The organism is Binatus sp. (SeqCode) (genome assembly GCF_049584895.1).
Lineage (GTDB): Bacteria > Desulfobacterota > Binatia > Binatales > Binataceae > Binatus.
In genome coordinates, this window is sequence record NZ_JBAUYR010000030.1 from 81,878 (window position 1) to 102,635 (window position 20,758).

Here is a 20,758-nt window from a genome sequence, read left to right on the forward strand (position 1 = left end):
ATGGTCAAGAATTAGTATAAGTTTCTCTATCTCCGCGGAAATTCAGCAGACGTCGGCAGTCCGATGATCTTCTTGTCGGACTCCGCCTGCCCGCGACCATCTCGCGCTTTCAGCCCGATCAATTCGTCGACCAGGCGCCGCGCCCGGTCTTTTGGCGCGAGCGCATGGGCCAGCTGATAATTTCGCGCGCCCGACGCCAGGTAAAAGCGCTCGTACAATTCATTGCGGCTGGCCAGGGCGCTGCCAACGAAGTCCCACGCCAGCCGGAAGATTCGCGCACGCTGCTCGGAGTTCGTCTCACCAGCGCCGCGCAGATACCGGTCGATGAGCGGCCGTAGTTTGGGATCGTTAAGCTGCGCTTCCGTCGGCGCGGCCAGCAGGTTGTGCGATCCGATCAGCGTGATGATTTCGCCAACGCGCGGAAACCATGTCGGCAGCGCCGCGCGCAAAGCCGCGAGCGGACCGCCGTTCGGGAACCACACGCCGTTGCCGTATTCGAACGCTTCAATCTCTGCGCTATGTATCGCCGCGCGGGCGAACTCCGCATACGTCCAGATTTCGCCGAGCATCTGCCTGGTCGCCGGCGAAACATCATTGATCGCTTCCGCCATCCTGCTCGCCAGCCCGTAAGCGAACTCGAGCTTGGTCTGCGCCCGAATCATCGTCTGCTGCATGATGTTCGGATACCATCCGGTCGCCATCACGCTATTGTAGGCGACGAGATTCGCGTTGATGAAGACGCGGTCGCACGGAACCTCGACGTCGTCGAAAATCACGAACGCGTCCTGCTCGTCAAAGCGGCTCGACAGCGGATGGTCGAAGCGATTCGGCGCGGTGGCGCAACTGTCGCGGCAGATGAACTTCAGCCCGGGCGTGTCCATCGGCACGCAAAACGAAAGCGCATACGAGTCGGTCCCCGCGAGCAGGGGCACCGCGGGATACACCGCTATTTCGTCGGCGAACGGCGCCAGCGTCGCAAGGATTCTAGCGCCGCGGACGACGATCCCATGCGCAGTGTCTGCTACCTTGTGCAGCGCGACGTCGTTGCCCGGCTCGGGCACGTCACCTTTGGCCTTATCGATTGTGGGATGAACGATGGTGTGCGTCAGCGCGAGGTCCTTGCGCGCGAGGAACTTCTGATATGCGACAAGGTTCGCAGCTCCCCGCTCGTTGCCGTTGATAGCCCATTCGTCGGCGCGTCCCGCGAAACCCGCGAACGTGACGTTCATATAGTCCGGCGTGCGGCCCATCAGGCCGACGGTAAATTCCGCGATCGTCTGCAAGCATGCGTGACGGCGCTCGAGGTCGGCGATCGAGCGCGGAATCATATGGCTCACGTTGATCGGCTCGCCGGTCCAGGGATCCGGCATCAGGCAGACGTCGCGCGCCTGATGCTGGAGATCAAAAATCTCCGCCAGCGTATCGGCCGCGCCCGCAAAGGCCGGATGCGACACGATGTCGGTCACCTTATCGTCGCCGACCCATAGCTCGCGCGGACTGGACAGTCCCGCGAGAAACTCGCGTCCTGTTCGTGCTGCCATCAGCGACCTCCTCGTCCGTTCCGCCTCGCGGCAGCTGTGGAAGCGGCGCGCCGGGCCGGATTGAACTTTTTGATTGCCGGCATTTTCGAGTGGTCGCTGCGCAGACCGTCGAGCTGCAGTTTGAGCGCGGCCCGCAACCTTTCATCGCGCTGTCGGCTCGTGATCGGGTCGCCGCCCAACCACCGCTGCATCTGAAAGAAGTAGAGGCCGAACAGGCTGTGCGCGAGGCGGGACGCGGGGACGTCTGCACGAAGTTCGCCGCGCACCTTCGCTTGCTCGATGAGGTCGGCAATCCCGCCGAGCATCGACGCCATCAGTTCGGCCACGCCATGACGGCGATCCTCGACGAAGGGCAGTTCTCTCACGAATACGCGTGCCAATCCGCGATCCCGCTCGTGCAACGCGATCATCGCACCGAACAGATGCAGTACCTGATCGAGCAACGGCCGCGCGGGCATCGTCGCGAACGCATCTCTCACAACCCGGCTCATATCTTCGCGGAAGAGCAGCACCAGCAGGTCCTCTTTGGTGCCCGCATAGAGGAACAGAGTCCCGGCGCCGATATCCGCCGCAGCCGCGATTTCGCGAGTGGTGGTGGCTTCGAAACCCTTGCGGCCGAACAATTTCCGCGCGGCGCGTTTTATCCGCTCGAGCTTGTCACGCTTGCTGCGTTCGATCCGGCCGGAATTCTGGTTCTGCATTATCCTCAAAAATGAGCGTACTCAGTTATGAGCATGCTCAATGTGTACTAAAGATCCGGCCGATCTGTCAAACGCCTGGAGGAATTTCGGACTCGCTTATTTGCGAAGCTGCGCCGCGCTGATTAATCTGCGATCGATCGGAGGACAAATCATGGCTGGATTGGTACTTCGCGAAGACCGGGACGGTCTCGCCACGCTCACATTGAATCGTCCCGAGAAATTGAACTCGCTCAACATCGAGATGTTCGTCGAATTGCGCGCCCACATTGATCAGCTTGCGCGCGAGACCGATCGCATCGGCCTGGTCGTCGTGCGTGGCGCCGGCAAATGCTTCTCCGCCGGACACGATCTCGCCGATATCGCAAAGGGCGAGCGCCCGCCCAAGCCGAATTTTCAGTCCGAGACGATCGAGCGCCTCGCGGACCTTCCGCAACCGGTCGTCAGCGCGGTGCACGGACATTGCTACACCGGCGCGCTCGAGTTGGCCCTCGCTGGCGATCTCATTGTAGCCGCGGAGTCCGCGAAATTCGCCGACACTCACGCGCGATGGGCGCTGACTCCCATCTGGGGGATGAGCCAGCGGCTGCCGCGACGCGTCGGCCCGTCCAAGGCGCGCGAGATGATGCTGACCTGCCGCACCTACTCAGGCGTCGAAGCCGCCGCGATGGGACTCGCGAACATCTGCGTGGCCGACGATTCGTTCGACAAGGAACTTCGCGCACTGGCCGACACCATCCTCGCCAATTCGTGGTTCAGTCATCGCGCCAACAAGCGCCTGCTAATCGAGACCGACGGCTTGCCGCTCGGCGCCGGCCTCGCGCACGAGGTGTACCGAAACCCCGGCGTCGGTCCTGACATGCGCGAGCGTATCGCCGCGTTCAACAACAAGTCGGCGCGCCGTGCCTGAGTCGGACCCCGGGCCCGCGGTGGAGACCGGTCCGCCCGACCCGCTCCAACCGCCTGTTGAAGATTCGAGCGTGAGCCGCCGCGCGTTTCGCGCGCTGCGCCATCGCAACTATCGCCTCTATTTCTTCGGCCAGCTCATCTCGCTCGCCGGCACCTGGATGCAGAGCGCCGCGCAGGCGTGGCTGGTGCTGAAGCTGACCAACTCGGCGACGATGCTCGGCGTCGTATCCTTCGCGCAGTTCACTCCGATCCTGCTCGTCGGTTTGTTCGCCGGCGTCATCGTTGATCGCGTCGATCGCCGCCGCCTGATAATCACCACGCAAATCCTGCTGATGCTTAGCGCCTTCACCCTCGCCGCGCTGACGTGGACCGGCACCGTGCGCGTCGAGTACGTCATTCTGCTCGCCGCCTTCAACGGCACCGTCGGCTCCTTCGACATGCCGGGCCGCCAATCGTTCGTGGTCGAGATGGTCGGTTACGACGATCTCGCCAACGCGATCGCGCTCAACTCGATGATGTTCAACAGCGCGCGCATGCTCGGTCCCGCAGCCGCCGGGCTACTTATCGCATGGCTCGGCATCGGCACCTGTTTTTTTCTCAATGGCGTGAGCTTCCTCGCCGTCATCTGGAGCCTGACTCAGATGGAGATTCCCACCCGTGTGATCGCAGGGGGCGGCACGCGCATGATTCATCAACTGCGCGAGGGCCTTGCTTACGTCTGGAGCAATCGCCCGCTCTTCTACCAGCTGGCGCTGGCCGCCGTGACCAACGGCTTCGGGTACCAGTACCTGGTGCTGGTTCCGCTGTTCGCAAAAAACGTCCTGCACGGCGACGCACGCACCTACGGATTCCTGGTCGCGATACAGGGACTCGGCTCGGTCATCGGCGCGGTCACGCTGGCCTCGCGCGTATCGACGCGCGGGATGCGGAACAATCTGCTCGTTGGACTTTTTCTCTCCGCGATTGGAATCGTGGTCTTCGGAATCTCGCGTTCGTTCCCGCTCTCATTGGCCGCGCAGTTTGTAATCGGCGCGGGCCTGACCAACTTCAGAGCAAGCAACAACACCCTCGTGCAGATGTTCGTCAATGACGATCTGCGCGGCCGCGTGATGAGCACTTACCAGCTCGCCGCCGTCGGTATGACTCCGGTCGGCGCGCTCGAGGTCGGCTACATGGGCTCGCACCTCGGCCCGATGAAGGCGGTAGTCATTTGCGGCGCGATCATTCTGGTTTCCGGCATCGTGCTGCTCACCAGCCTCAAGTCAGTCGGTATGGACGAGGAACCCTCGTAATCTTCTCCTTGCCAGACGCCCACTTGGTGTGTTCAATGCTCGCTAATCGCCCGATGAAGGAGCCTGCCTCATGAAGTCCCGGATCTCGAAAACCGCATTCGCGGTCGCAATCGCGCTCGCGTTCCCCTTCCTTGCACATGCCGACACGTGGCATATCGATCCCGCGCATACGAACGTCGAGTTCACGGTGCGGCACATGATGATCTCGAACGTGAAAGGACAGTTCCAAAAAACCTCGGGAACGATCACCGCCGACGGCAACGATCCAGCTTCGGCGAAAATCGATGCGACCATCGACGCGTCGTCGGTCGACACCCGGGTCGAGAAGCGCGACGCACATCTGAAGAGTCCGGACTTTCTCGACGTCGCGAAGTACCCGACCATCACTTTCAAAATCGACCAAGGTCGAAGCCGCGGGTCCCGGCAAGTGGAACGTGACCGGCGATCTGACGCTTCACGGTGTCACCAAGCCGGTTGTGCTCGAGGTTGAGCAGAGCGGGGCGCCGATTCACGATCCGATGGGCAACACGCGCGCGGGCGCATCTGCGACGACAAAAATCAAGCGCAGTGACTTCGGCCTGACCTGGAACAAGGTGCTCGAGTCGGGCGGCGTGATGGTCGGTGACGAGGTCGCGATCTCAATCGACGTCGAGGCAATCAAGAAGTAGCGATTCGTTTTCGGGGCGTATGCGCCAGCCTGATTTGGTTCCTGAAAGCACCAATATTTGGTTGCGTACAGCAGCTACGCTGGTCTGATTTGCGTTCAACTAGGCCCCGCGATACGCCTGAAACAGTTCTCACGTCTCAGGCTTCTCGGGGAGAGTCCGCCATGAACATGTCGCGGCGTTTCGCAGCGGAGTTGATCGGCACTTTCTGGCTGGTCTTCGGAGGATGCGGCAGCGCTGTGCTTGCCGCCGGCTTCCCGAAAACTGGAATCGGATTCCTGGGAGTAGCGCTCGCGTTCGGCCTGACTCTTCTCACGATGGCCTTCACGATCGGCACGATTTCGGGATGCCATATCAATCCCGCCGTCACAATTGGATTGTGGGCCGGCAAACGATTCCCCGCGCACGAGGTTCCGTCGTACATCATCGCGCAAGTGATTGGCGCAATCCTCGCCTCGAGCGTGCTCTACGTAATCGCCAGCCGCGGCCCGGGATTCGATTTGAGCAACGGGTTCGCCGCCAACGGTTACGGTGCGCATTCGCCCGGTGGCTACACCCTTGGCGCAGCATTCGTCGCTGAATTCGTGCTCACCTTTATGTTCCTCATTGTGATCCTCGGCTCGACCGACAAGCGGGTTGCTGTCGGCTTCGCACCGATTCCCATCGGACTGGTTCTCACGCTGATTCATCTGATCAGCATCCCGATTGACAACACTTCGGTGAATCCCGCGCGCAGCACTGGTCCCGCGCTCTTCGTCGGCGGATGGGCCCTCTCGCAGCTATGGCTTTTCTGGATCGCGCCAATCGCAGGCGCCGCTGTCGGCGGTTTCTTCTACAATTGGTTCGGCACCGAGGAAGTGATCACCGAAGAGCTGGGCCGCGAAGATAGAAAGACCGCAGCGTAGCCTCCTCCTGTCTTTGTGTAGGAGCATTGTTTTGACGCGACCGGCGATCGTGACCACGATTTGTAATTGGGCAAAATTTACAACCAACGAATTTCATTTGTTCTCTAGAGAACACAAAATTGAGTCTTCGCGCTTGACAAAATAAATTGCGTCAAACAGGCGCCTCGATACAATCTAATTGTCGGCTGGCCCCTGTTTCCCCCACTCCAGGCGATGGCACGCTCGGTAGCGCCACCTGTTAGCGGATCGGGCGTGCCTTACTTTTGACGCCAATCGACAGACAATCCGCGACGGTTAATGCGCTTCAGCCTGTTTGACGGGATTGGCGCCGGCGTTCAACCCGACCGCACGATCGAACCCTGGTATTATCGCCTCGACAAACGCGTTGCGCAGCACCTGGCCGAGCGCCTGCCATGTATCTACATCCGGACTCGTCAGCTTCCCCTTCAGGTCCACGTCGGTCGCCACCTCTTCGGTTCTATGATTCTTGAACAGATGAGACGCGCCGCCGATCGCCAGCTCCTTCGCCTGATGCAGCACGCCGGTGCCTTTTTCCTTCTGGTAGTCGTACACCTTGAGGTTCGCGAACATCGGCTTTACATAGCCGTCGATGTTCCCGTTCTTGATCGCGACCTGCGAGTACACTGAAATCTGTCCCGCCGCGACATCGAAGCGCCCGAACGCGCGCAACAGATCGTTCATCGCGGTCAGGTCGGCGTTCTGAATCGCGACCTTCAGGTCGAAGGCCGGTCCTTGCCCGCTCGCCAGGAAATCACCCGCCACGTTGGTATCGCCGCTGCCCATGAATTTGCCACGCAGCGTCAACTCCGCTGGCCCATGAGTCTGATGGTTCGACAGATTCTTGATCGTCAGTTCAGTGCCATTGATGAAAAGCTTGTAGTTGGGGTTGGTGGTTTTATCGACGAACGAAAAATTGCTGTGAACGATATCTAAATCGAGCACGCTGATTTCTACCGCCGGACGGTTGTTCTGCTTCTCAATCTCCTTGCCGGTCTCTTTGACGCGCTTCGCTTCTGCCACTTGCGTCGCCGGCGTATGAACATAGCCCACGTCCACCCCATCGATTGTGGCGTTGTCGACCTCGACCCTGGTTATCTTCGGGGAGTACTCGAGCAGACCGTTGCTCGACAGCCGCCCCCCGTGCACCTCGAGATTGATCTCGCGAATCTCGGGATCGAACGCGCTCAGCGGCACGTTTTCGATCGTGTACTTCGCGCGCGCGCCCGGGAAAGGCTCTTCGAGGAAGTTCGCATGCCCATCAATTGTGGCCTTGCCGGTTTCGAAGATCACCAGGTTGGCGTGGAACCGCGACGGGTAATCATTCTCAGGCGCGTGAATATTGCGGATGTTATCCGCGGTGAAGTTGAGATTTGCCAGGTGTAGCGGCGGATTCACCCGGTCCTGGATATAGACCACATCCCCGTCGTAAATAGTGAACCGGTTGATCTTGAACGGATACGCCGCCTCGAGCGCGTCCTGCCATCCCTTCTGCCGGAGCGGCACGCTGCTCTTCGCTTCCGCCACCACCTGCGTCTGATCGATATGAATCTTCGGCCGCGACAGCAGCACGTCGGCCACCACACGTCGCGAAAAAAGCTCCTTCACCTGGATCGTGAAGCGCATCGTCGCGATATCGGCGACTGCAGGGCGCGGATGCGCTTCCTGTATCACCTTGAGACCGTTCAGCGTCAGAACGCCGCCGATCAATTGCAGATGCGCATGCGCGAGCGCCACATGGTAGCCCTTGAGTTTCTGGTTCATCGCCGCCTGCGTGCGCGCGCGCACTATGTCATCGAGGAAGAATGACGCGATAAACACCGCGACGATCAGCGTCGCGAAAAATCCGCCAACCCAGAAAAGAACCGGATGCTTTCGATAGGCGCTCATCTCGCCGCCACTCGATCAAGTCGGCAAAGCTTCGGCCGGACGTTGCATCCGACGCTGCTCGCGTCGCTTCCCGCCGAAGGTCCGCACGAACACGGGCGTCAACCCGAGGCCGATACCGAACAGCAAGTGTGCGATGAAATATGCCAGCGGCATCAGCGCGATTCGCGCCGCCATCGTCGGATTCATATACGGCAGCACCACCAACTCCATCGCCACCCAGATGACGAGGCCAACCACGATCCCGACCAACATCTCCGCTACTATCGACGTTCGCCGCGACGTGCACAGCGCGAACAGGATTCCGAGCACGATCGAAAATCCAAGTTGAATGCCGGCGCCGGCCAGCATCGCCATCGATCCCGCGACTAACGCTTCAACTCCATATACGAGCGCACCGAGCGCCCTGAGCGGCATCGTGAGGCCCTCACCGATTGCTTTCGAATAGGCCATCATGAAGCCCATCATCAGGATGGCGCTGAGGATTCCGTCGGCGATTCCGGCGACCAGCCGCCTGCCCCATGAAACGCGATCCGTAACGCGTTCCCTGGCGTCAAAACTTGTCGTGTCTGTTGCCATGGTTTTCCGAATCGGGCCGGTTAGGCCTGCTCCTTCTTCATGAGAATTTGCGCGAGGTCCTGATGCTGCTGCAGGATCGGCACGATCTTGTCGATCAACGCTTCGACGTCATCGTCGCTGGCATCCTCGCGCTCCTGCTGCAGCTCGCTGATGAGCTTTTTGTGATTGGCACTGCTCTGCTCTAAAAAGAGCCGATCAAATTGAGCGCCGCTCGCCGCCGACAGTTTCTGTTGCGCCACTTTCCCGTGACTGCCTTGGGAATCGCGCAGATGAGCGCCCTTCTTCTGCGCCGTCGCAGCTACCATCTGATCGGCATTCGTATGGTCGTTCACCAGTTGAACCGCGTAGGCGCGAACTTCGTCGCTCGAAGCTTTTTCTTCCGCGAGCTGGCCGATCGCGATCTCCTTCAGATTGGCCTGATGTATCTGCTCCAGGATCGCCGCACTGGTGTTCTTGCTCGAAACATCCGCCGACGCCACATGTGTCACCCGCGGTTTGGCCTCAGCCGCTTGGGTCGCCTGCGCCGCCGGCGAAGCTACGGCGGCATTGGCGTCCGGTGTCGGCTGCTGCCGTTTGGCAGAGCAACCCCCGATCGTCGCCGCAACCAGCGCTGCAACGAAAAAATGCCGCGAAACTTTAAGCTTTTTCTGTGTGCCCATAGTCGCTGTCCTCAAAGAGAACCCCAATGAAGAGGGGGCGGGAATCGGGCGATCAGCCTCGCGAGCCGCAAGCCTGCGACGACGCAAGCGGCGCCACGCGCCCCAAGCGTTTTAAGACACCAGCAAAACGAGCAAAAGATATGCCTCAAAAATTCCCAGCAATGACGGGAATAGCGTTCCGCACCGTGAAGGAACTACACTCCTTGACGTTCCCGTTCGGAAAGGGCGAAAGAGTTTCAGGGTTTCGCGCTTCGGTGATGCTCTATTGTGCGGGCGCCTATTCGGGCGGGGGCGCTTTCCGATCCCTGCACTACCACGACGCATCGTTTGGGGTCGGATCGATTGTCCGGTGAGAGTCCGAACTTGTCTGCGAGGTTGGTCGCGACCACGATCAGGCCGCCCGGCGTCTGACGCGCAAGTTGCGCCGCCGTCGGCGCGCTTAGCACGTCAGTATGTAGCCGGCGTCCGAGCGCGCGGCCGGCATCGCGGATCAGATCGAGCAGTTCAGCGTCCTCCGCGTTCCCGTCCTCGGGCACCAGCACCGCGTGCAGTCCCGACTTCTTCTGCAACGCCACTCTCAAAGCGAGATCCAGCGCCGCGCGACCGTGCGTCCCGCGGTCGACCACTGCAAAGACGCGATCCATCGGACGCTCGCCGCCGTGAATCACCACAGCGACGTGAACCGGCAACGCGCGAGCCTTGTCCAGAATTTCGCGGACCACGCCGCCCATGAAGTCTGATCCGAAGACTGCGCGATGCGATCCCATCAGGAGCCATCCGATTTGCGGCTCGCTCGCGAACGCCAGGATGTCTGCCGCGGGGTTGGTCGTCCAAACTGCCTGCGGCGTGATGATGCTGCCACGCGCGAGCGCGAGGTCCAACGCTGCCGACAGCGCGGGAGAGCGGGGCGGTACCCGCTGGTCGGCCTCGCGGAGTCCCGATCGCACTCCGCCCGACGGAGTCTTCACCAGTGCGAGCACGCGCGGCGGCGGCGCGTCATGCGGCGTCGCCGCGAGCGCGAGTTCGATCAGAACGGCCACGCCTTCCGGATTCGATACCGGCACCAGGATGGCGCTGTGCTCGGTTCCGACCAGCATCGGGCGCGGCGGCGGCTGCGCAGGCCGCGGACTGCTATGTGGCGCGGGATGCGGCGCAGGAAACGGAGCGACGCGGTTCGGAGGTTGTGGCGCGACCGCAGGCTCGGGCGAGAACGTGCCGAGCTCGGAAAGCGGCTCGAGCTCCGCGCCTTGTCGGCGTGTGATCAGATGTAGAATCGGCGTCGTCGCAAAGGTAGTGACCAGCGCCATGATCACCAGCATCGCGAACAGTGTCGGCGAGATGACGTTCATCTCCAGCCCAATGTTCAACACGATCAATTCCATCAGGCCGCGCGTGTTCATCAGCACGCCGAGCGCCGTCGAGTCGCGCCAGTTGAGTCCCGTGATTCGCGCCGCGATCGCGCTGCCGCCGAATTTGCCCGCCGACGCGACCGCGACGATCAATGCGCACATCATCCACTGCTCGGATCCATTGACCAGCCCGATTTGCGTGCGCAATCCCGTGTAAGCGAAGAACGCCGGCAGCAGCAGCACGATTACGATGTCTTCGAGGCGGTCCGTCATCTCGCGCGCCATCCCGCTGTCGTGCGGAATCACGGCGCCGAGCGCGAACGCTCCGAACACCGCATGGATGCCGATCAATTCGGTTGCGGACGCGGAGATCAGCAGCGCAATAAATACCGACGCCATAACACCCTGCGTCAGCCGTCCGCGATTTCCATACAACAGCGACAGGCGCGCCATCGCGGGCCTCACCACCACGATCATCAGCACGATAAATCCGAGCGCCATCGCGATCGTCGCCACCGCGCCCGCCGCCTCCGCCCGCGCCACGCTGACCACGAACGCCAGCATGCACCACGCGGTCACGTCGTCGACCGCCGCGCAGGTCAGCGCGATCGCACCCATTCTGGTCTTATGAATTCCACGATCGGTCAGGATCCTGGCGAGCACTGGAAACGCCGTCACCGACATCGAAACGCCCAGGAAAAGCGAGAAGCATGTGAACGGCACGTCTCTGGTCGAGAGCTTCGGATACAGGTACAGCGCGATCGTCGCGCCGAGCAGGAACGGCAGCACGATGCTCGCGTGGGAGATCGCAACCGTCGAGTGCCCGCGTTTGCGCAGCAGCGCCGGATCGAGCTCGAGCCCGACCAGGAACATATAAAGGATGACGCCGACCTGCGCGATTACGTTGAGATACGGACCCACCGCCGCCGGAAAAATATATCCCTCCGCGCCCGGCGCGAGACGTCCGAGCAACGACGGACCAAGCACGATCCCGGCGAGAATTTCGCCGACCACTTGCGGTTGCTTTGCGCTACGGAAGACCCAGCCCATCGCGCGCGCGGTCGCGATCACTACCACCAGGGCGAGCAGCAGATGCAGCAGGTCGCCTTCGTTCGATCGCGAGATGGCCGATCCGAAGACGTTGCTGTCGACTGGACCGGGTGCGCCGAGCGTGTCGCCGTACGACCGAATCCACAGATACAGCAGCACCAACGCGCCGATCATCAGTCCGTACACGGCGGCGGCGCGCGTGCCCGCGTTGGTAATTCGCGGCTGCCCTTCAGCCATTGGCGGATTCTACCAGAGTACGAGCCTGATGCGCAGCGTTGCGAAAATCAGTGGCGAATCAGGTAGCGAATGCTAGCTAAGATCGGCCGACGGCTTCGAGGCGCGCGTGCGTTTTCTTTTCGGCGGCGGCTTGGCCGATACTTGCGAGGATGCCGCATCTCCGTTTGGCGTATCTCCATTCGACGCCGCATGCGCGGCCGCTGTGCGCTCGCGACGGCGCCGAATCGCTGAGAACGTCGCCGCGATCTCGACCGCCTGCTCGGCTGCGCGATCCCCATGCCAATGATTGATGACGTCGCTCAAAGACAGGATTCCGATCGGCCGGCCGCGCGTATCGACCACGGGAAGGCGGTGAATCTCGTGCGTCCGCATCAGTTGATGCGCGGTCTCGAGCTCGTCCCCACGCCCGCATGAAATCACTCGCGCCGACATCACCCGCTCGACCCGGATTGCATCGAGCGGCACGCCTTGGGTGTACGCGGCCATGCAGATGTCGCGATCGGTCACGATTCCGACCAGCTTGCCGTGCGCATCGACCACCGGCGCGCATCCGCAATCGTGGTCCCACATTATCCGCGCGGCCCCATTTAACGAATCATCTATCGTGCACGTGTGAACGTCACGAGTCATCAAGTCGGCGACTTTCAAAGAATTGTACTCCTGAGGTCGGCTCTCGCCGTGATTATTTCCAGGTGGAGAACGGCTTGGCCGACAAGTTCGAATTAAAATAGCGCGGATCGTCGCTCACTTCGCGATCGATCCAATCTGGCAGCTCAACATCTTCCTTGGGATCCTTCAGCTCGACTTCGGCGAGCGTCAGTCCGTGATTTGCGCCGCCGAATTCATCAACCTCCCACGTGTGGCCCTTGTACAGGATTCGGTAGCGGGTCTTTTCGATCGGTGGATGCTCGCACAGGTTGTCCAGGATCTCATTCGCGTCCTTCACCGGTATCTCGTATTCGTATTCGTCGCGAGTGATGTCCGACGTGTGTCCCTTTATCGTTGCATACGCGTGGTCTCCGTACGTCCGCACCCGCACTGACGATTTTTTCGTGGCGCACAGGTATCCCTGGCGAATTGGCTGGCCGGCCCCAAGGTCGCTCCATTTTCGTGGATGAACGAGGAACTTACGCTCGATTTCCTTCGCCATTGTTTTCGGTGCCCACCCCGCGACAGCCGAATGCCGTCGATGCTTTCGCGCCTGCGCCTAGCTGGCCGTGGCGCTCGCGCGCGGTGTCATTCCCGTCATCAGCTTCAGGTGACGAACGTAGTTTATATTCGCGTGAGAGTTTAGTCCAAGTTTTGCGATCGCCCGAAGAACCGCAGCAGGGTCGTCCGATTCTATCTCAACAGTCTCCGAAGTGGCGCCGCCGCTGATTTGAACTTCCGCAAATTCCGCCGTGAACTTTTCCGACCTGAACTGGCACCGCAATTTTACCACCGGCACAATCGAAAGATCGCGATGCGGCCGCACCAGGTCGCGAAGAAATTCGCCATGCGTGTAAGACGGCTGTGTGATTTGCTCGACCGGCACCCCAAGATGCGGAAACACCTGCTCGACGATCGTGCGCGCATCGAGTGGGAACGCGGACTTCAGCACCGGCCGCCATCGCTCGAGCCGCCCGACCTGCTCGGTCATCAGCTTGATGTCCGTCAACTCGGCGCGAATTTTTACGTTGGCGGTGTCGGTCGTACGCGACAGGATATAGGTTTCCGCGCTTTCAACCGGTTCCGACGGCACCGCGATCGCGGTCAGCCGATCTCGAAAGGGGCTAAGGTGATTTCCCCAAATCCGGAATTCGAATCTTCCGAGCGGATTACTCATCGTCGTCGCGCCGAGACTCTATCGCGGCTGACTAACACGATAACATTTTCGCCCGGCTTGGGAAAAATCAGGCTGCGTGATTCGCCCTTCAGTTGCTAAAGGCTCGCGCCCTCCCGCATTCCTACCCCTCGTCCAGACGATCCACGCTCTCCCCCATTCGATCGCTTGCGCGACGACCGCCCGGCGCGCACAACCTGCCGCCGCCCGACCGATCGCATCTGCTTGGTCGGCAGATCGTCGACACTCAGCATCCCCAGCCGCCCGCGCAATGACGCCGCTTCGATTCCGAGCACGTCGCAAACGTACTCGAAAGAAAACGGACTATGGATTCCCGCTTCCGCGTTGAACCATCGCTGAACTTCCTCGTATTGCTCGCGGTCGCTTCGCCGCATCGAGTTCACTGTCTTGACGTAGCATCGGACCGCGTCTTCCAGCACCGCGAACACCAGCCGCGTTTCGCCATCGAGCATCGATCGGCGCCGCGTGAGATCGAAAAACTGAACCGGCACCAGAAAATCCGGCTCGAAGCGCGCGCTCAGCCACGGATCAGGCCCCGAGCATTCGTTCATTACCCGAGTTTGATTCGAAGGGCCGTATTGGAGAACCTGTTCTGATACAGCTGCAGACATTCGAATTGGATCCTCCTTGAGCCGAATTAAAACTCCTGCCTGCTCAGCATTGTCTGTGCCAACGTTCTTTGAGCAACCTAAACGAGAAATCAACAAGGAAATCAGCGTTTTCGACGGTTCAACGGCATCGGATGCTGCTCAATTATGCGGCATCAGTGCGATTGTCCGCTAAGCGATCGATTTTGCACAGGCGCGTCTTTGATCTTCGAAAGCCTCTCGCGCCCGCCCTCAGATCCGGATACACTGCCGCGCTCCGGGGATCGGTAAGCAACCAAATTGAAACAATTTCCGTATATGAGACTACTGGACTCGAATCGTGCGTGGAAAGAGTATTAAGTCCGCTCGTTCTCAGAAAGTGGCGCGAGGCACGATCAATGCTGATATTAAAAGATCGAAGTTGAACGGTCGGACAAAATGAAGACTCGAACAAAAAATAGACCTGCAAAAACTTCACCTGCAAAAATCGTAAAGAGGCAGAAGACTAAGATGGCATCCGCAGTTAATACCGGCGGACGAAGAATCGATGCGCTCAAGCGTCTGCTCGCTAAAGAGCGTGCCGATACGCTCGCCCGGGTCAAAGAATTGATGCGCGAGCAGGCCCGCAATGGCGGCCAGCCTCCCGCTGACGAAATGGACGTGGCGCGATCGTTGTCGGAAGTCGAGACGCACGCTGCCCTGTTCGATCGCGCGCAAGAACGGCTCAGCGCGATCGACGCGGCAATCGCTAGGCTCGGCGCCGGAGTCTACGGAACCTGCGCGCGATGCGGCGATGAAATCCCGCTGGCGCGTCTCCAGGTGATCCCGTTCGCGCAATTTTGTGTCGATTGCCAGAACGAAGCGAACACCGAAGCTCGAAGCGGTCAAAGCGGACTCTCCAAACCGTTCGGCGGTCGATGGACCGGACCCGAAGAGCTCAACAATCCGGACGACGCTGAAGAGCACGTCGAACGGGTTCCCACCGCCGACGACGACGTGCAGGTGGACAGCGCATTCGGCCCCGACGAAGACGAGCTCGAAGCGACCGGCGTCGAGAAGCGTCGTCGCGGACGTCCGCCGAAAGCAAAGAAACCGCCCCTGCAGAAAAAGGCGCGCTAGACCCCCGGTAATCAATCCGACGGGATCCGGTTGCTTGCAGCGAACCCCAACGTGGGTTCGCTCTACCCCAGGGCGGGGGTAATCCTGCGTCCCATGAGTCTACCGGCAAACCTGACTCAGTACTTTTTCTGGAAGTGGACGATCGTGGTCGGCGCGTTTTTCGCGCTGGCGTTTATTTTTCTCGTCGCCACCCGGATTGTCCTGCGCTTGATCCGGCGTCTGACCGGTTCTCACCGGGATTGGATGGAGGCTCTCCTGAGCGCGCTCTCGCCCGCGCTCAAGATAGGAGCAGTCGTGCTCGCGCTGATTGTGGCGCTGAGTCTCGAGCCGATTCCCGATCGCTGGAATCGAGTCATCGCCGGAATCACCTCAGCTGGCACGATTTTGGCCCTGGTGGTGTTCGCCGACGGTCTCCTGATCTCCTGGATGCGGCGAGCCGCGATTCGATTTCCAGTGCTGGGCCAGAGCTACGGCCTGATGACTGGCTTCGCGCGTGGGCTGGTGTTCGGCCTGGGCGTCCTGATGTTCCTGGAAAGCGCCGGAATTTCAATCGGCCCGCTGCTGGCGACGCTGGGTATCGGTTCGCTGGCGATCGCGCTGGCCCTCCAGGAGACTTTGAAGAACACGCTCTCGGGCTTCTTCGTGGTGATCGACAAGCCGCTGATGGTCGGGGACTACGTGAAGCTCTCGACCGGCCAGGAGGGATGGCTGACCGATCTCGGATGGCGCAGCAGCAAGTTCCGGATGATGAACAACAATGCGGTGGTTGTCCCCAACTCGCAACTGGTGGACGCAATTCTAACCAACCAGCGCGCATCGGACGGCGCGCTCAACGTTGAGGTCGATCTGAACGTGGCCGCCGGCCCCGATCTCCAGCTCATCGAGGATGTGACCCGCGAGTCGGCGTCGGCGGCGATGAAGTCGGTCAACGGTGACGGCGCTGAATTTGAACCTTCGGTATATTTTCAGAGCGCGAGCGCCAGTGGGTTGGGATTGGCAGTGCTGCTGCGGGTCGGCGACAGTGCAGCAATAGAAAAAGTACGCCACGAGTTCTTCAAGCGCGTAGCCGAAGGGTATCGGCAAAAGGACATTAAATTGGCCTGAGCGGGAGCAACGTGCCGGGAAGTGTCTCATTGCAGGACGCGGCTCGGTCAGTTTACGGAACACCCAATTGACGGCACTGCGCGCTACGTGCGGCCCTCGGCCTTGTTTCGTAGCCGTCTCGTGCTTTTCAGAACCGTCACGAATTCCCTTCCGCTCGGCATAGTGATTGCTCTCCTTTGAAATGCCGTAGTGCCGTCTCACGCGCGCGAGGATTTTTCCGCATGTTCTTATTGCTGGTGGAAGACAACCCTACCGATCGGATGGTTATCCAGGCTCGGCTCCGCCATGCGTTTCCGAACGCGGAGATCCTGGCCGCCGACGATCCCATTGGGATGAACGAGCACCTCAAACGCGACGGCTGCGACATCGTGATCACCGACTATTGGCTTGGATGGAGCGACGGATTGTCGATCCTCCAGCGCGTGCGCAAGCGATGGCCGCGAAGCCGCGTGATCATGCTCACCGGCAACGGCGGCGAAGAGGTGGTGGCGGGAGCGTTCAAGCACGGGCTGTATCACTACCTGCTAAAGCCCGACGGCTTCGAAGAGCTGGCGGCGGTGACCGGGGCCGCGATGGAGAGCAAGCGGCGCGAAGATTTCAACGAGCTGATGGCGATGGTCGTCAATTCGATTCCTGACGGAGTTCATAGCGTAGACGTCGCCGGCAGGATCACCGCGATTAACCTGGCGGCTCGAAAAATGTACGGGTACGCCGAGCTCGAGATTCTCGGCCTCGCCAACGAGATTCTGCTGCCTGCTGGTCGACGCGAAGAAATCCGCCGAATGTATGATCGAGCGCTCGGCGGCGAAATCATCCCACGGTTCCCAACTTGGCAGGTCCGAAGCGACGGCGCCGAAATCCCGGTTTCGATGACGATAGTACCGATGCGCCAGGACGAACGTCGAATTTCCAACGTGGCGTTCATCGCAACCGCTCTTGGCAACGTGACGCGCGACCTCGGGATCCCCAGTGCGCGGCATGAATCTCATCCGCCGCGCCACGCGCCAGTAATGAGCATCCACTAGCGGGAACTGTCGTCGTTGAATATCGAAGGCTCTCGAATTGGCCCAAATGACCTGAAGATGGCCTAAGACGACCCCGCTACCTTGGAGCGCGCCGGAGGACTAAAGTAACCGTCCTGATGGCGCACGATAACGGCACCCACAAACTGACCGAACACGGCGCATTGAATCATGTGCCGATCTATCGCAGCCGGCCCCTGCGCATCGCGTTTTACTATGCGCTTGGCGGACTAATCTGGGTTGCCATGTCGGATCGGGTGCTGTCGCTGATGCCGGCGCATTCGAACGACCTCAACCGCCTGATGTTCGTGTGCGTCAACGCTCTCCTGCTCTACCTCGTCGCCGCACGCTACATGCAGACCATCCGCGTCTCGGTTGCGGCTCGCGAGGAAGCTCTCGTGCGTGCGCGCGGCTACTTCGAGTCATCGGTCGAGGGAATTATCTCCGCCGACAGCAACGGAATGATTCGGCAGCTCAATCCGCGCGGGCAGGAGATGTTCGGTTACCATGAAATGGAGCTGGTGGGTCAGCCGATAGAAATCCTGGTGCCGCAACGCTTCCATTATCGCCACGAGGCGCATCGCAGCGCTTTTTTTGGAGCGCCAAGATCCCGCGCGATGGGCCGTGGGATGGACATTGCGGGGCGCCGAAAGGACGGCACTGAATTTCCCGTCGAGGTCAGTCTCAACGTCGTGCATACCCATCACGGCAAGCTGGTGATCGCCTTCATCACAGATATCACCGAGCGCCGGGCGATGGAGCGAGAAGCGCGCCGTAATGAAACCGTCGACGCGCTCGCCGCCGTCGCCGCCGGAATCGCGCACGAGCTCAACAACCCGCTGGCCGTGATGGCCTCGCGAATCGAGCTGATGCTGGCGTCGGATCAGGATCTCAGCAAGCAAACGCGCGACGATTTGCTGGTCCTGCAAAAGAACATCGAGCGCGCCAGCCGCATCTCGCACAACATGCTCTCGCTCGCCCGTCAGCGCCCCGGCTCGCGCCAGGCGGTGGATATGAACGTCGCGGTCGAAGAGGCGATGCTGATAGTCGGCGCCGAGGCCAAGGGCAGCGCGTTGAGATACGAGACCAGCCTGGATCGCTCGCTGCCGCCGGTGATGGCGGAGCCAACTGGCCTCGAGCAGGTGCTCATCAATTTTATTCTGAACGCGCGCGACGCGGGCGCGCACCTGATACGAATCGAGGTGGCTCCTGCGCCGGGACGCGCGGGCCATCTTCGCCTGGCAATCGTGGACGACGGCGCGGGAATCCCGAGCGACGTGCTCGGCAAACTGTTTCAGCCGTTTTTCACGACCAAGGCGAAAGGGACCGGTTTGGGTCTCTGGTTGAGCCAACGGATCGTGCAAGACCACGGCGGCAGCATCACCGTCGAATCCGAGATGGGCAAAGGCACCACTTTCGCAATAACGCTGCCGACGATGGGCGAGTCGTCATCGGGACGCGCGAAGCTTACGGCGCGCGAAGAAACGTCGCCGCCACCGCAAATGACTGCCGCACACAGCAGTCGATCGGGCCGCTAGGCCGATGCCTGCGCCAGCCAAAATATTGATCGTGGACGATGAGCGCGACTTGGTAGACGCGTACGTGAGACTGCTCCAACGCGCGGGCCACAATTGCATCGCGGCCTTCGATGCGAACGAAGCGATCCAGTTGATCGATGCCGAGTCGCCCGACCTGGTCATAACCGACTTGAGCCTGCCCGACACCAGCGGCATCGAGATCATCCGTCACATCCGCGCCAAGTCGGAGACCACGCCGATTATCGTGATGTCCGGACACAACGCCCCCGAACTGAACAACGCCGCCCACGCCGCCGGAGCAAACATCTCGCTGTTGAAACCAGTCTCAATCGCCGAACTGCAAAGGGTTATCGTCGAAGCGCTTGGGCGGTGAGTAGATCTCCGACGAAACGAGCAGCGCGAGCAAATTCTCTCATCCTGACGAAGCGAGCAACGCGAGCGGCAGGAAATGGCTTCTGGCCTCCGGACAGGTTCGCGCGACGCGAACCCGGTTCCGGTCTCTGAAATCGCGCAGCGCTCCTTCTTTTGATGCAGCGTTGCCGTTGACGCGCAGCAACCTAACCCCTAGCCCCTTCCCGAGCGGGAAGGGGGACCAGATGAGAGGGACCCACCTGCGCGGAGAAACTACAGCGTCCGTTTGAACGAGACGCTCGCCAGCACCAGCATCAGCACCATGAACACCAGCAGGAATGCGATGTCGCCGCTTACTGCGGTGAAGTCTGCGCCTTTGAAAAGGATCTGTTTGATTGCGCTCACTGAATGAGTCTCAGGATTGAAATGCGCGAAGGCTCTTAGCCACGGCGGGAAACTCTCGACCGGATAGATCGCGCCGCTCGGGAAAAACAGGATCACGTTCAGAAACCCAGAGAACGTGCCGACCAGACGCGGATGGCCCGCGCGCCCGAGCATCGAGAACGTCATCGCGAGCAGGCCGGTCGCGCTGATGATGATTATTCCGATCAGCATCAACAGCGCCATCGGACCGCCCAGGATTCGCCCGCGTGTGATCATCAGGCCCAGGAACAAGACCAGTATCCCGCCGATGCTGGTCACCGTCACGCCGCTGGCCAGGATGCCGCCGGCGATGTCCCATCGCGAGAGCGGAGTCACCAGGTAGCACTCGGTGACGCCCATGAATTTGTCCATCACCCAGTTGAACACGCCCGACATCAGCGAGCCCATGAAGATGGCCATCACGATAACGCCGGGGATAAGCGACCGATCGTAGTCGACGTACGGGAACAGCCAACTCGGGCGCAGCGAGATGTCGTTGAGTTTGGGTTCGCGCGCGGTGACATAGGCAACTTTGATTGTTGCGGCGGCCTGGTCGAGCACGCCTTCGAGGGTCTGCGAGCTGATGCTGTCGACGTTGTCGGTGAACAGTCCAATCTGCGCGATACGGCCTTCGGCGACGTCGTGGCTGAAGTCGGGCGGGATGACGACGACGCCCTTGAAGAGTCCGTCGCGCACTTCGTCAACGGCGCTGCCCGGATCGGTTTCGAAGGTGACGTCAACGGTCTTCGGTCCCGCCTGCAGCGCGAGCAACTGTTCGACGATGCGGCGCGCGTAGAGTCCGTGATCCTGCTCGACGACCACGATCGGCAGATGCTTGAGCTGGCCCTGGAACGAATTGCCGATGATCACGAGATACACGATCGGCATCAGGATGACTGAGACCAGTGTGATTGGATTGCGCGTCAGCTTCTTGAGGTCGCGGCGCATGATTGCCAGGAACTTGAGCCCAAACATCGGCGGC

At 60.7% G+C, this 20,758-nt stretch carries 19 protein-coding genes and 1 pseudogene; 9 read left to right on the forward strand and 11 right to left on the reverse strand.

The genetic code is table 11. From position 1 onward, the window contains the following. Positions 1-26: 26 nt before the first annotated feature. Positions 27-1,541: a 4-hydroxyphenylacetate 3-hydroxylase family protein gene (locus tag WB650_RS05365; protein WP_422301672.1), complete on the reverse strand. Its 1,515-nt coding sequence runs from the start codon at positions 1,539-1,541 to the stop codon at positions 27-29. Next, a complete protein-coding gene (locus WB650_RS05370; RefSeq protein ID WP_422301670.1) occupies positions 1,541-2,242 on the reverse strand; it encodes a TetR/AcrR family transcriptional regulator in 702 nt (233 codons plus the stop codon). The genes WB650_RS05365 and WB650_RS05370 overlap by 1 nt, the downstream gene beginning before the upstream one ends. Positions 2,243-2,393: 151 nt before the next feature. On the opposite strand from WB650_RS05370, the gene WB650_RS05375 reads away from it, so the two are divergent. From WB650_RS05375 to aqpZ, 4 genes and pseudogenes are all read left to right on the forward strand, one after another. Then, positions 2,394-3,149 (forward strand): enoyl-CoA hydratase/isomerase family protein, encoded by a 756-nt coding sequence (locus WB650_RS05375; protein WP_422301668.1) that lies wholly within the window; start codon positions 2,394-2,396, stop codon positions 3,147-3,149. Next, complete coding sequence (locus WB650_RS05380; RefSeq protein ID WP_422301667.1) at positions 3,142-4,440, forward strand: MFS transporter; 1,299 nt, start codon at positions 3,142-3,144, stop codon at positions 4,438-4,440. The genes WB650_RS05375 and WB650_RS05380 overlap by 8 nt, the downstream gene beginning before the upstream one ends. A gap of 70 nt (positions 4,441-4,510) precedes the next feature. After that, positions 4,511-5,108 (forward strand): annotated as a pseudogene (locus WB650_RS05385) (YceI family protein). A gap of 161 nt (positions 5,109-5,269) precedes the next feature. Continuing rightward, positions 5,270-6,010 (forward strand): aquaporin Z, encoded by a 741-nt coding sequence (aqpZ, locus tag WB650_RS05390; RefSeq protein ID WP_422301663.1) that lies wholly within the window; start codon positions 5,270-5,272, stop codon positions 6,008-6,010. Positions 6,011-6,304: 294 nt separating this feature from the next. Here the strand turns inward: aqpZ and WB650_RS05395 are convergent, their stop codons facing one another. From WB650_RS05395 to WB650_RS05430, 8 genes are all read right to left on the reverse strand, one after another. Further along, entirely contained in the window at positions 6,305-7,918 is a 1,614-nt protein-coding gene (locus WB650_RS05395) for a DUF748 domain-containing protein (RefSeq protein WP_422301661.1), read from the reverse strand. A gap of 15 nt (positions 7,919-7,933) precedes the next feature. Further along, positions 7,934-8,494, reverse strand: coding sequence for a hypothetical protein (locus tag WB650_RS05400; RefSeq protein WP_422301659.1), 561 nt, complete (start codon positions 8,492-8,494; stop codon positions 7,934-7,936). A 20-nt stretch (positions 8,495-8,514) separates the two neighbouring features. Next, positions 8,515-9,153: a DUF4142 domain-containing protein gene (locus WB650_RS05405; RefSeq protein WP_422301657.1), complete on the reverse strand. Its 639-nt coding sequence runs from the start codon at positions 9,151-9,153 to the stop codon at positions 8,515-8,517. Between the two features lie 236 nt (positions 9,154-9,389). Further along, entirely contained in the window at positions 9,390-11,789 is a 2,400-nt protein-coding gene (locus tag WB650_RS05410) for a cation:proton antiporter (protein WP_423959690.1), read from the reverse strand. A gap of 72 nt (positions 11,790-11,861) precedes the next feature. Then, a complete protein-coding gene (locus WB650_RS05415) occupies positions 11,862-12,437 on the reverse strand; it encodes a CBS domain-containing protein (protein ID WP_422301654.1) in 576 nt (191 codons plus the stop codon). 34 nt (positions 12,438-12,471) lie between these two features. Continuing rightward, positions 12,472-12,939 carry a CYTH domain-containing protein gene (locus WB650_RS05420; protein WP_422301652.1) on the reverse strand — a complete coding sequence of 156 codons (468 nt, stop codon included), beginning with the start codon at positions 12,937-12,939 and terminating at the stop codon, positions 12,472-12,474. A 57-nt stretch (positions 12,940-12,996) separates the two neighbouring features. Beyond that, positions 12,997-13,614 carry a hypothetical protein gene (locus tag WB650_RS05425; protein WP_422301651.1) on the reverse strand — a complete coding sequence of 206 codons (618 nt, stop codon included), beginning with the start codon at positions 13,612-13,614 and terminating at the stop codon, positions 12,997-12,999. Between the two features lie 95 nt (positions 13,615-13,709). Continuing rightward, positions 13,710-14,243, reverse strand: coding sequence for a hypothetical protein (locus tag WB650_RS05430; RefSeq protein ID WP_422301649.1), 534 nt, complete (start codon positions 14,241-14,243; stop codon positions 13,710-13,712). 486 nt (positions 14,244-14,729) lie between these two features. On the opposite strand from WB650_RS05430, the gene WB650_RS05435 reads away from it, so the two are divergent. The 5 genes from WB650_RS05435 (at position 14,730) to WB650_RS05455 (ending at position 19,375) form a co-directional block, all read left to right on the forward strand. Continuing rightward, positions 14,730-15,338, forward strand: a complete 609-nt coding sequence (locus WB650_RS05435; RefSeq protein WP_422301647.1) for a TraR/DksA C4-type zinc finger protein — start codon at positions 14,730-14,732, stop codon at positions 15,336-15,338. A gap of 93 nt (positions 15,339-15,431) precedes the next feature. After that, the gene (locus WB650_RS05440; RefSeq protein WP_423959692.1) at positions 15,432-16,442 is read left to right on the forward strand and encodes a mechanosensitive ion channel family protein; all 1,011 of its coding nucleotides are present in this window, start codon (positions 15,432-15,434) and stop codon (positions 16,440-16,442) included. Positions 16,443-16,663: 221 nt separating this feature from the next. Then, positions 16,664-17,467 (forward strand): response regulator, encoded by an 804-nt coding sequence (locus tag WB650_RS05445; protein ID WP_422305031.1) that lies wholly within the window; start codon positions 16,664-16,666, stop codon positions 17,465-17,467. Positions 17,468-17,583: 116 nt separating this feature from the next. Beyond that, entirely contained in the window at positions 17,584-19,002 is a 1,419-nt protein-coding gene (locus WB650_RS05450; protein ID WP_422305029.1) for a two-component system sensor histidine kinase NtrB, read from the forward strand. 4 nt (positions 19,003-19,006) lie between these two features. Then, entirely contained in the window at positions 19,007-19,375 is a 369-nt protein-coding gene (locus WB650_RS05455) for a response regulator (RefSeq protein ID WP_422305027.1), read from the forward strand. A gap of 251 nt (positions 19,376-19,626) precedes the next feature. Here WB650_RS05455 and WB650_RS05460 read toward each other — a convergent pair whose 3' ends face one another. Beyond that, entirely contained in the window at positions 19,627-20,751 is a 1,125-nt protein-coding gene (locus tag WB650_RS05460) for an ABC transporter permease (RefSeq protein WP_422305025.1), read from the reverse strand. Between the last annotated feature and the right edge of the window lie 7 nt (positions 20,752-20,758).

Excerpts from the sequence above, each read along its gene's own strand:
- WB650_RS05440 (WP_423959692.1), top strand. The coding sequence starts at position 15,432 with ATGAGTCTACCGGCAAACCTGACTCAGTACTTTTTCTGGAAGTGGACG.
- WB650_RS05365 (WP_422301672.1), bottom strand. The coding sequence starts at position 1,541 with ATGGCAGCACGAACAGGACGCGAGTTTCTCGCGGGACTGTCCAGTCCG.
- WB650_RS05455 (WP_422305027.1), top strand. The coding sequence starts at position 19,007 with ATGCCTGCGCCAGCCAAAATATTGATCGTGGACGATGAGCGCGACTTG.
- WB650_RS05430 (WP_422301649.1), bottom strand. The coding sequence starts at position 14,243 with ATGTCTGCAGCTGTATCAGAACAGGTTCTCCAATACGGCCCTTCGAAT.
- WB650_RS05400 (WP_422301659.1), bottom strand. The coding sequence starts at position 8,494 with ATGGCAACAGACACGACAAGTTTTGACGCCAGGGAACGCGTTACGGAT.
- WB650_RS05410 (WP_423959690.1), bottom strand. The coding sequence starts at position 11,789 with ATGGCTGAAGGGCAGCCGCGAATTACCAACGCGGGCACGCGCGCCGCC.
- WB650_RS05420 (WP_422301652.1), bottom strand. The coding sequence starts at position 12,939 with ATGGCGAAGGAAATCGAGCGTAAGTTCCTCGTTCATCCACGAAAATGG.
- WB650_RS05445 (WP_422305031.1), top strand. The coding sequence starts at position 16,664 with ATGTTCTTATTGCTGGTGGAAGACAACCCTACCGATCGGATGGTTATC.
- WB650_RS05405 (WP_422301657.1), bottom strand. The coding sequence starts at position 9,153 with ATGGGCACACAGAAAAAGCTTAAAGTTTCGCGGCATTTTTTCGTTGCA.
- WB650_RS05460 (WP_422305025.1), bottom strand. The coding sequence starts at position 20,751 with ATGTTTGGGCTCAAGTTCCTGGCAATCATGCGCCGCGACCTCAAGAAG.
- WB650_RS05395 (WP_422301661.1), bottom strand. The coding sequence starts at position 7,918 with ATGAGCGCCTATCGAAAGCATCCGGTTCTTTTCTGGGTTGGCGGATTT.
- WB650_RS05370 (WP_422301670.1), bottom strand. The coding sequence starts at position 2,242 with ATGCAGAACCAGAATTCCGGCCGGATCGAACGCAGCAAGCGTGACAAG.
- WB650_RS05425 (WP_422301651.1), bottom strand. The coding sequence starts at position 13,614 with ATGAGTAATCCGCTCGGAAGATTCGAATTCCGGATTTGGGGAAATCAC.
- WB650_RS05375 (WP_422301668.1), top strand. The coding sequence starts at position 2,394 with ATGGCTGGATTGGTACTTCGCGAAGACCGGGACGGTCTCGCCACGCTC.
- WB650_RS05435 (WP_422301647.1), top strand. The coding sequence starts at position 14,730 with ATGGCATCCGCAGTTAATACCGGCGGACGAAGAATCGATGCGCTCAAG.
- WB650_RS05450 (WP_422305029.1), top strand. The coding sequence starts at position 17,584 with ATGGCGCACGATAACGGCACCCACAAACTGACCGAACACGGCGCATTG.
- aqpZ (WP_422301663.1), top strand. The coding sequence starts at position 5,270 with ATGAACATGTCGCGGCGTTTCGCAGCGGAGTTGATCGGCACTTTCTGG.